The 10,360-nt window shown below is 37.4% G+C and carries 8 protein-coding genes; 4 read left to right on the top strand and 4 right to left on the bottom strand.

Annotated elements, in window-relative coordinates; all coding sequences use genetic code 11:
- Positions 1 to 225: 225 nt before the first annotated feature.
- Together CRI88_RS06015 and CRI88_RS06020 are read left to right on the top strand one after the other, a co-directional pair.
- Entirely contained in the window at positions 226 to 1,707 is a 1,482-nt protein-coding gene (locus CRI88_RS06015) for an AraC family transcriptional regulator (RefSeq protein WP_170832561.1), read from the top strand.
- Positions 1,708 to 1,966: 259 nt separating this feature from the next.
- Entirely contained in the window at positions 1,967 to 3,349 is a 1,383-nt protein-coding gene (locus CRI88_RS06020) for a dipeptidase (RefSeq protein WP_036117543.1), read from the top strand.
- 54 nt (positions 3,350 to 3,403) lie between these two features.
- Here the strand turns inward: CRI88_RS06020 and CRI88_RS06025 are convergent, their stop codons facing one another.
- The gene (locus CRI88_RS06025; protein WP_036117546.1) at positions 3,404 to 3,976 is read right to left on the bottom strand and encodes a nitroreductase family protein; all 573 of its coding nucleotides are present in this window, start codon (positions 3,974 to 3,976) and stop codon (positions 3,404 to 3,406) included.
- Between the two features lie 97 nt (positions 3,977 to 4,073).
- The gene (locus CRI88_RS06030) at positions 4,074 to 4,568 is read right to left on the bottom strand and encodes an amidase domain-containing protein (RefSeq protein ID WP_036117549.1); all 495 of its coding nucleotides are present in this window, start codon (positions 4,566 to 4,568) and stop codon (positions 4,074 to 4,076) included.
- A gap of 181 nt (positions 4,569 to 4,749) precedes the next feature.
- On the opposite strand from CRI88_RS06030, the gene CRI88_RS06035 reads away from it, so the two are divergent.
- Positions 4,750 to 5,772 carry a DUF2804 domain-containing protein gene (locus tag CRI88_RS06035; protein ID WP_036117552.1) on the top strand — a complete coding sequence of 341 codons (1,023 nt, stop codon included), beginning with the start codon at positions 4,750 to 4,752 and terminating at the stop codon, positions 5,770 to 5,772.
- A gap of 93 nt (positions 5,773 to 5,865) precedes the next feature.
- On the opposite strand, the gene CRI88_RS06040 is transcribed toward CRI88_RS06035, so the two are convergent.
- Positions 5,866 to 6,582, bottom strand: coding sequence for a glycerophosphodiester phosphodiesterase (locus CRI88_RS06040; RefSeq protein ID WP_058844765.1), 717 nt, complete (start codon positions 6,580 to 6,582; stop codon positions 5,866 to 5,868).
- A 157-nt stretch (positions 6,583 to 6,739) separates the two neighbouring features.
- Here CRI88_RS06040 and helD point away from each other — a divergent pair, with 157 nt between their 5' ends.
- A complete protein-coding gene (gene helD, locus CRI88_RS06045; RefSeq protein WP_089933079.1) occupies positions 6,740 to 8,968 on the top strand; it encodes an RNA polymerase recycling motor HelD in 2,229 nt (742 codons plus the stop codon).
- Positions 8,969 to 9,233: 265 nt separating this feature from the next.
- On the opposite strand, the gene CRI88_RS06050 is transcribed toward helD, so the two are convergent.
- Positions 9,234 to 10,100: a GNAT family N-acetyltransferase gene (locus CRI88_RS06050; protein WP_058844767.1), complete on the bottom strand. Its 867-nt coding sequence runs from the start codon at positions 10,098 to 10,100 to the stop codon at positions 9,234 to 9,236.
- Between the last annotated feature and the right edge of the window lie 260 nt (positions 10,101 to 10,360).

Consider the following 10,360-nt stretch of genomic DNA (forward strand, 5'->3'; position numbering starts at 1 on the left):
GGTTTTATTGCTCAAGGGTCCGGCGAATGGGAATTGCATCATACTCCCCTTTTACACCATAAAAACATCTTTTTGATTGTTCGTGACCCTATAAACATACATGTCACGCAGGAACCATCTTCAGAATGTCTATGGATCTATTGTAATGTTTCTTTTGATAACACAATATCTGAGCCCTTAGAGCCTCTCATTTTTTATGATGCACCGAAGCATTGGTTAACATTAATGGATAACATAAACACACAATGGGAAATGCACACTGATGCTAGTAAATATAAGACAAAATTATACTTAGCAGAATTAATCTATGAAATGTATACACTAGATTCAAATAGATTGCATGAGGAACAGTTAACCTCTCAAACATTAGATTATATAAATAAGCATTTTCATGAAAATTTATCGCGTCATACAATTGCAGAAAAAATGAATTACAGTGTATCTTATCTTTCTAAACAATTTAAATATCAAACTGGTTATGGTCTAATTGATTATTTATTACATACTCGTATCAAACATGCAAAGCGGCTTTTAGTTGAAACACATCATTCAATCCAAGAAGTTTCGAAGCAAATTGGTTACGAAGATTCTTCTTACTTTACTCGCCTATTTAAAAAACATACTGGGTTAACGCCTGGCCAATATAAAAGATTATATTTACCCACTTCTCTAGTGTTGAATAATCCTAATTTTGAGCTAAAATCCTCCGATGTATTCAATCAAGGACCTTTATATAATGATAATTGTTATCAATATGAAGGAGGCTTTTTACCAATGAAATTCAATTGGAACCATACTATAGTAGCTTCATTTGTTTTATGTGCTGCTTTATTATTAACAGCTTGTACAAACAACGACACTACCAAAGAATCAGAGGAAACAATGGTTTATCACTCCATCAATGGTGATATTACGTATAAAAAAAATCCGCAACGTATTGTTACTGATTTTTATTTAGGTTACTTACTTGCTTTAGATGTCAAACCAGTTGGTTCGAATGAAGCACAGCTAAAAAACCCTTATATTCCTGAAAAAGATAAAAAAGAAATTGAGGTGATCGGAGACTCTATAGAAAAAGTACTTTCATTAGAACCTGATTTAATTATTACAGGTAATAAAGAAATGTATGAGCAGCTTTCTAAAATTGCACCTACCATCTATATTGAATACGAAGAAAATATACCTAAACTCATTAAAGAATTTGGTATTATTTTAAATCGAGAAAATCTTGCCCAGGAGTGGCAAAAAAACTATCAACAACAAGTTCAAACCGCTCGCCAAAAAATTGCTCGTATTATTAAGCCTGAAGAAACAATAACTGTTATGGATATACTGGATGGTAAAGGAACCATCACTATTTATGGCGATGGTTATACAGGGTATCCTGTTTATACGGGATTAGGCTTACAAATGGCGCCAGCTGTAAAAGCAGAAACTACTATAAAAACCCCATGGGTACAAATTTCTTCAGAAAAAATTTCAGACTTTGTAGGGGACCGTGTTATCGTTGCAAGAGCGGCCGACACGCCTAAAGTCGACTTTACAACGGCTCCTGTATGGAAAAGTTTAGATGTTGTTAAAAATAATGAAGTGTACGAAATAGATAATTTCAAATTTTGGTTTACAGATCCCATTTCTGTTATTGGTCAAATGAACGATCTAACTGACTTATTTATCGAGCGTGCCAATGATAAGAAAACAAAATAAGACGAACTTTTTATAGTTCCAATGGTTTATATTACCGTTTCCCAAGTGTGGCAAAGCTCTCTCTTATAGACTTTGTCACATTTTTCTTAACAATCTACTTTACTCTATATCATCATTCGAACTTGATTGAAAAGTTTTAGAAAATGACTAGTAAACTCCTCCCAAATAAAAATAGCAGTGGCTCTGATATGACGGCACTTCCCTACCACATTATGTTATACTATTTCTATTATCGAAATATTGGAAAGAGGGATGCTAGATGACAAATTTACAGCAATTAGATGCTTATTTTGCAGAACATCGTGAGGCACATTTAAATGAACTGAATGAATTTTTACGAATTCCAAGTATCAGTTCTCTATCTGAGCATAAAGAAGATATTCAACAGGCAGCACAATGGCTAGCTAATGCGTTTGAAAAACTAAATCTTGAAAATATCTCTATTACACAAACAGCTGGGCACCCTGTTGTCTATGCGGATTGGTTACATGCTGAAGGGAAACCAACTATTTTATTTTATGGTCATTATGATGTACAACCTGTTGATCCATTAAATTTATGGGATAGCGAGCCGTTCAATCCTACGATTCGTGACAATAAATTATTTGCCCGTGGAGCGAGTGATGATAAAGGACAAGTGTTTATGCATTTAAAAATGATTGAGGCACTCTTTGCAACAACAGGGACTTTACCAGTCAATGTCAAATTCATTTATGAAGGCGAAGAAGAAATCGGCAGTCCGCATCTACCTGCTTATGTTGAAGAACATAAGGAAAAACTCGCAGCAGATTTAATTTTAATTTCTGATACGGGCCTTTATGGTCCTGGTAAGCCTGCGGTATGCTATGGATTACGTGGCTTAACAGGCATTCAAATTGATGTTCGTGGAGCTAAAGGAGATCTACACTCTGGTCTTTACGGTGGCGGCGTCCAAAATGCTATCCATGCATTGGCTGAAATTTTAGCATCCTTCCGTGATGAGCATGGAACGATTCAAGTTGAAGGCTTCTACGATAAAGTATTGCCACTATCAGAAGAAGAACGTGAAGCTTATTTAGCACTTGGCTTTGATGAGGAATCAGTTAAACAGGAAGTTGGCGTAAAAGAATTATTCGGTGAACAAGGTTTTTCTTATTTAGAACGCACTTGGGCTCGTCCAACACTAGAGGTTAACGGTGTATTTGGTGGCTTCTCTGGTGAAGGCATCAAAACGGTTCTACCTGCGGAAGCTGGTGCTAAAATCACATGCCGTCTTGTTCCAAATCAAGAGCCTGACGAAATTGTAGCACTATTAAAAGCCCATGTTGAAAAACATAAACCTACTGGTGTGGAAATCAATATTTCTGAATTTGATAAAGGGCGTCCATTCTTAACACCTTTCGATCATCCATTTATCCAAGCAGCTGGACGTTCCTATGAAAAAGTGTATAATGTACCAACTGCATACACACGTGGCGGAGGATCTATCCCTATTGTAGCTGCCTTTGATGAAATTTTAGATTTACCTGTGGTGTTAATGGGCTTCGGCTTATCAAGTGAAAACTTCCACGCACCGAACGAACACTTCCATTTAGAAAACTTCGATAAAGGCTTACGTGTGTTAAGTGATTACTTATACGAGGTTTCTGATTTACAAAAATAAATATCGTCCCATTAAAAAATCCCCTCACTTTTAAAGTGAAGGGATTTTTTTCGGTTATTCACCAAAAATCGTCACTATTTCAGCTGATTGTTTACGTTCCTTGCCTTTCGGTACTTCATCAAAATAACCCATTTGTAGCATGGCAATGACACGCTCACCTGGCTGAACCTTTAAAGCTTCACGGAATTTCGGATTATCTAAGAAGCCTGGCGTTTTCCAGCAAGAACCAATGCCTCTATCCCACGCAAGCAGTTGTATATTTTGAATAAACGTACTTGCAGCTGCATAATCTTCTAAACGTTCTTTTTGACGAGCATCCTCTGGTACGATTACAAAAGCATAGCCACCTGGTAATGTAAATTTCATCATTTGCTTCGCTAAATCTTCACTTGAAAGCTCCTGCCATTTTGGAATTGTCAGGTCGCGTAATAGCTGGTGTAGGTCTGCTAATTCCTTTCCACAGGCTACTACTAAACGCCAAGGCTCACGGTTACCGTGATTTGGTGCCCAGACAGCATCATCGATAATAGCCATCAAATCCTCACGATCTACAGGCTGACCATTAAACTTTTTAATGGAACGACGTTGAATAATTGCATCTCTAACCGATAAAATTTGTTCGCTCATATTTCTATTCTCCTTCTACCATAAGACAACATATTAGAGTTGGTCTCTTCTATCTTTCACATTATCACAAAATGATATGCTTTAAAACTATCTCTTCTTAAGCAAAGCTGTCATCTATATGATAGAAAAAGTAAGTCATACTCGGTGTATAGGCAGTGGAATCCTCGTAAAAATAAGGTCGATTAATACTATCCGAAGTATGGGCATTGACATAGGGAATACCATTTTGAATACTTGTGACAATAACGGAGTGATCAATTCTCCCATTTCCTTGAAAATCATAAAAAATGACATCCCCAAGCTCTAGCTCCTCTGCCGATTGAACACGCCTACCCTTCAATCCAGTTGTAGATCCCTCTAAATACCACCTTAATGAATGAGCCACAGACCAGCTAAAGCTCCAATTCCCTTGTTGAATCCACCAACCTTTATCTCTACTCGGTGCGCCACGCATTGGTGCGCCACCCGCAAGTAAGCATTGAGATATATAGTTTGTGCAATCTACATCAAAGTTTGGAAAAGCTGGGTTGCGTCTGTTCCACCATAAATTAGCATATTGAACTGCAGCCTGCCTGTTATACATTTTTGCCATACATCCCCTCCTCATGCCATCATATGTCTATTCATGACTTTCTATTAGTTAGGTCCTTACTCATATTCTTATTGAAATCAATTATATTCAGCACGTTCCTTTCCATTTTCAAGAACATTTTTGCTACAATAAAGAGTAATACAATGCAGATTTTATTTTATGACTGGAAGGGATGTTAATTGTGAAGCAGCATGCTGAGAAAGAAATTTTACAGCCTACTCTTTTATGCGATAAAAAAGGTAATTTAAATCCAGCAGCCATCGGATTTGCACGTAAGCCCCTTATTAACAGCAATTTAAGCGGCCATCTCATGCGCAAAAAGAAATGGAACTATTGGTGTATCTATGGTGACGAAATCTTGTTTTCTGCTACGATTAGTCATTTAGATTATGCTGCTGTCTGCTTCGTTTATTTCCTTGAATATGAAACACAGCGCTATTTCGAAAAAACGATTACCATTCCCTTCGGTGGTAAATTAAAAATGCCGACACAGGTTTTAGAATCCGTCTCATTTAAAAATAGCGAAATGATGATTGATCTATTATATATACAAAATGAAACGCATCTATCGGTGTCCATACCAGACTTTGATGGTGATGTTTTACGTGCAAAGCTTATCGTCCAACATCCCCCAACTGATGAAACCTTAAATGTTGTCATCCCTTGGAATCGCAAAACATTTCAATTTACAGGCAAGCATCATATACTCCCAACTTCAGGTGTTGTCACAATTGGTACACGCCGTTATAATTTTTCGGCCGAAGAGAATTTTGCAGTGTTAGATTATGGACGAGGTGTATGGCCACGCCAAGCATTATGGAATTGGGGGATGGCCTCTCAGCGAGTTCGAGGAAGACGGATTGGACTGAACTTAGGAGGTAAATGGACAGATGGTACTGGCATGACTGAAAATGCTGTTTTTGTTGATGGTAAAATGACCAAAATACATGAGGATCTTTTGTTTCAATATGATTCTGGAGACTATATGCAACGTTGGAAAGTGAAAACGAAATTTTCTAATCAGGTTTCATTAACCTTCTCTCCTTTTTTTGAACGTGTTGCTCAAACTAATGCCAAATTAGTTAAATCGGAGGTACATCAACTATTTGGCTATTACGATGGCTCCATTTTACTCGACAATGGTGAAACACTTGTTATTCAACAAATGCTCGGATGTATAGAAGAACATCGTGCGAAATGGTAGAACGGATCTTCTAGAAGACGTCGCTTTCCGTGGGTATTACAAAAATGCTACTTATTCCACGGAAGCTTTTTGTCTCCTAGCCCCTTCCTTGCTTTAACTAAGGGCCTGTAATATTTTCTCTGGGTCATCAGTAAATATCGCCTGTATACCTAGTTGCTGTAAATAGCGAGCATCACGTTGATCATTAACAGTATATACACGGACAGTTGCCCCTTCAGCGAGAGCTAGTTTAACTGATTTACGAAATGACGTTGGTAAACTTACATGTAACGCTTTAGCTGGAATAAGAGCAATGTAAGAAGTAAAATCTACTAACACTTCTGCAAAAAGCGCCGCACTTTCTATATAAGGTGCTATTTTTGATACTGTTTGCAATGATTCATGATTAAAAGATGAAATGATTACTCTTTCAGTCATTTGCTGTGCAGCCACTTCTTTGAGTACGAGCGCTTCAATCCCTTCATATGAGATAATATCTGTTTTCAGTTCAATATTGATACGATGGTTGGTACCTGCAAAAAGCTCTAACACTTCTCCTAACGTAGGGATTGTTTCATCTCCGAACTCTGGAGAAAACCACGAACCAAAGTCAAATGTACGCAATTGCTGTAATGTAAAATCTTTTACATAGCCTGACCCATTGGAGGTACGATTAATGGTTTCATCATGAATGACCACTACCTCTTTATCTGCGGTTAAATGAACATCCAGCTCTATCCCTGCTATAGGAAGCTTTGATGCTGCTTGAAAGGCTGCCATCGTGTTTTCTGGATAGTTTATCGAAACACCTCTATGTGCAAAAATGTCCAAAATCATTAACCTCCTCTATTATCTTTTAAAGAAAAACTTTCCAACCCCAATGTAATAGTAGCATAATTAACTATTTAGCTTTCACTTGATGGTAAATATTATATATAGTAGTATGATAATCTACTTTGAAATTGTAAGTACCTAGGAGGTGCTAAAAATGACTGTACAACATCCGGATTTTCAGGCTGAGGTAGAGCGGTTAACCTATACCCAAAGTTATATGCAACAAATATTAGACGAATCACAACGAGATCTACAATCCGCTCAAGAAAATATCCGCAAGTCCATGGCTGACCTTGATTACTTAGATTCGAGTTTAAGTTATTTAAATATCTTAACAAACGCCAGATTCTTTGAAATGGCTCGTAATCAAAAAGAAGGTCTAGAAGCCGTTCGGAAAAAGCCCTATTTTGCCCGAATCCATTTCCAAAAGACAGGTGATCCCGAAGAATTCCTTTATATTGGGAAAACCTCACTATTTCATCGTGAAACCCATGAGCCCATTATTGTTGACTGGCGCTCACCCGTAGCCAATGTTTATTATGATGGCCGTCTTGGTGATATGGAGTACGATGTCCGTGGAGAAGTTCATAAAGGACATCTCTTCGCTAAAAGACAATATAAGATTGAGAACGGCGAATTACTCGATATACGGGATATTGATCTAACAACAAACGATGAACTCCTACAAGAAGCATTAGCTGGGAAAGCAGATGTTCGTTTAACTGAAATTGTCTCAACAATCCAAAAGGAACAAAATGAAATTATTCGAGCACATCTTCGTCAACCAATTATTGTACAAGGTGCAGCAGGTAGTGGGAAAACAACTATCGCTCTCCACCGAATATCTTATTTCCTCTACACAATGGGCGAGCATTTTAATCCTGAACAGCTCATGATTTTAGCACCGAATAAGCTATTTATTGATTATATAGGTGATGTTTTACCAGAGCTTGGTGTCGATAAAATATGCCAAACTACTTTTACAGACTACGTTCTTGCTGCCACTAAATTAAAATTAAAGCTTCAAAATCCAAATGAGCAATTAGAATTGCTCGTTGCTGGTGGAAATCATCAGCCTACTGCGTGGATCGCTGAAGTGAAAGGTTCACTTTATTATCGTGATGTCATTGAGCGCTATATCCAGAAGCTGGAGCAAGAAATCGCGCAACAATTCGAAGATGTTTATATTGAAAAATACTGTATTATGCGAGCTGCTCATCTAAAGAAACTGTTTTTATATGAGTTTTCTTATATGCCAATTGAAAAACGCCTTGCACATATAAAAAAGGTGTTAGCTAGCCATGTCCGCCAAAAAAAACAGGCTGTCTTAGCTACACTCCATAAAAAATATGATGAAGCATTGGGTAAAGCCTTAAATGGTATACGGGATGATGAAAAGCGTCGACGTGTTGTCACAAAATTTATCGATGAACGCGACGAACGAATTCCAGCAATAGAAAAAGAAACGAAAACAACTGCAACTGCCTATATGCGTCGCTTTCCTAAACATAACATTAAAACACTTTATCGCACCCTTCTTACCGACGCCAAACTTTTAACAGAGCTAGCTCCTGAATGGCATTATCTTGAACAACAGCAATTTTTGCAGGCACATCGTAAAGAACAATGGGCACTCGAAGATTTAGCCGCACTATACTATTTACAAGCACGTCTAAAAGGCATCCCAGATGAATGGAAAATGCGTGTTGTCTTTATCGATGAAGTACAAGATTATAGTTTGTTTCAGCTTGCTGCTTTAAAAACAGGTCTTGATACAGACATGTTTACAATGGTTGGCGATTTAGCTCAAGGAATTCATAGCTATCGCTCATTAACTGCCTGGGAACCTGTCCAAAGTTTATTTCCTCGTGCAAGCTTCCGAACATTGCAAAAAAGCTATCGAACAACCATTGAAATTATGGAAGTCGCTAATCAAATTTTAGCGCAAATGAATGAGCAGCTACCGCTGGTTGAGCCAGTTGTTCGTCACGGTAATGTGCCAAGTTTTATTCAAGCAGATCAATTTGATGCCTTAAAAATTAAAGAGATTTTTGAAGCTATTCGTCAAAATGGTCATCGGTCTATCGCTTTAATTTGCAAAACTACTGCTGAAGCCATTTCGATGCAACATACATTGAAAGACAACAAAATTGCCTCACAGCTGCTAACAGAAAATGAATCGATTAATCAGGAAATGTTGCTTGTTGTACCAAGTCATCTTGCTAAAGGGCTTGAGTTTGATGCCGTCATTGTAGCTGCCTTTGAAACACCCTTTTACGATACAATAATTGATCGGAAACTACTGTATGTAGCTCTCACACGAGCAATGCATGAACTCTATTTAATTGGCCCATCCAAAAATACATTTTTATTAGAAAATTAAAAAGTCGCTAGAAGGCGACTTTTTCATTCATCATCAGTTTCTTGGCGGCAATCGATAAAACTTCCCTTTCGATAAATAAGCTTTAACTACTTTCCACCATGATCTAGGGGCTTCCTTTGGAGGAGACTTCTTTTTTGGCAATGCTGGCATGCGCATGATCACGACTCCTTTCTTAAAGCTTATTAATACTATATGAAGATAGTAGGTAATTATGATAAAAAACGAGCGAGGAGTTGATGTTAAATACCACTCCTCGCCCTTTTTCCTACTGTTTTACATAATAATCGATTTGCTGTGCCTTCATAAAACCTGCCTTTTCATAGACAGATAATGCTTTTTTATTGTCAATTTCTACATCGAGCATAACAAATTTCGCGCCAACTTTGCTCGCATAATCCTTTGAAAAAGAAAGCAATGCCGTTCCAACACCTTGTCCCTCACAATTTGGATGAACAGCAAGTGCTGTTACCCATTGGATTTCATTTTCCTGAGCAGTCGTCACAGTTCCAACAACAAGGCCATCTCGATAAGCAACCCAAAGCTTTCGTCCATTTGTAGATGTATTAAAGGCAATGAGTTCCTCTGATTCTTCGGGTAAATCACCAAAAGCTTCACTATAGATGGCAATCAGTTCGCCCTGCTCACCAGCATAAGGTTGAATACTAATATCCGTTTGTAATGCTACTGGTTCTGCTTTTGTTTCTAATGTTGCTTCTGAAAAGCTATAAGCATAACCTTTATTTTCAATAAATGCATGTCCATAAGGAGAGCCATCAATTACTACAGCTAATTGCCCCTCCGCTCCTCTATCTGCTAAGCCAGCTTGTATACCCTCAACTAATGCAGCTCCAATACCCTTCTGTCGATATGCAGGTGTTACTACTAATGACCATTCATATGTATGAAGTCCCATCAAATCAATGGCACTAGCTGCACCTACTAACAAATCCTGTTCATCCTCATATGCTAGTACCATAAAGCCCTTTGACTCAAAAGAGCTAGCCATTGGTACACTCATAATGGTTTCATATACTCGATAATCATGAATGGTTGCTTCTTCACATAATAGTTTTACTTCTTTCAATGTTTCTCCATCTAATGGAAAAGACACTGTCATCACTGAAATATTCATCTTTTACTCCGTTCCTGTGTCAGACTATTGCCCTATTGTAGCAAGAATAAAAATAAACTGGCAACAAAATATATAAATACCCACTATTAATCAGAATTTTACTTCAAAAAACAGAATAATAAAAGGATTTATACTATAAAAATTCATGAAAATGACTGAAATTTACTAGAAATTATAGATATAAAATATTATGCTAATTTCTCAAAATGAGAGATAATTAATCTTTTTTACACAGTTACTTTTAAACTATACAAAAACTC

Origin of the sequence: Lysinibacillus fusiformis (genome assembly GCF_002845985.1) — a bacterium.
Taxonomy (GTDB): Bacteria; Bacillota; Bacilli; order Bacillales_A; family Planococcaceae; genus Lysinibacillus; species Lysinibacillus fusiformis_D.

Coding starts and splice junctions, on each gene's coding strand:
- CRI88_RS06015 (WP_170832561.1), top strand. CDS start 226: ATGGATAACATAAACACACAATGGGAAATGCACACTGATGCTAGTAAA.
- CRI88_RS06020 (WP_036117543.1), top strand. CDS start 1,967: ATGACAAATTTACAGCAATTAGATGCTTATTTTGCAGAACATCGTGAG.
- CRI88_RS06025 (WP_036117546.1), bottom strand. CDS start 3,976: ATGAGCGAACAAATTTTATCGGTTAGAGATGCAATTATTCAACGTCGT.
- CRI88_RS06030 (WP_036117549.1), bottom strand. CDS start 4,568: ATGGCAAAAATGTATAACAGGCAGGCTGCAGTTCAATATGCTAATTTA.
- helD (WP_089933079.1), top strand. CDS start 6,740: ATGACTGTACAACATCCGGATTTTCAGGCTGAGGTAGAGCGGTTAACC.
- CRI88_RS06050 (WP_058844767.1), bottom strand. CDS start 10,100: ATGAATATTTCAGTGATGACAGTGTCTTTTCCATTAGATGGAGAAACA.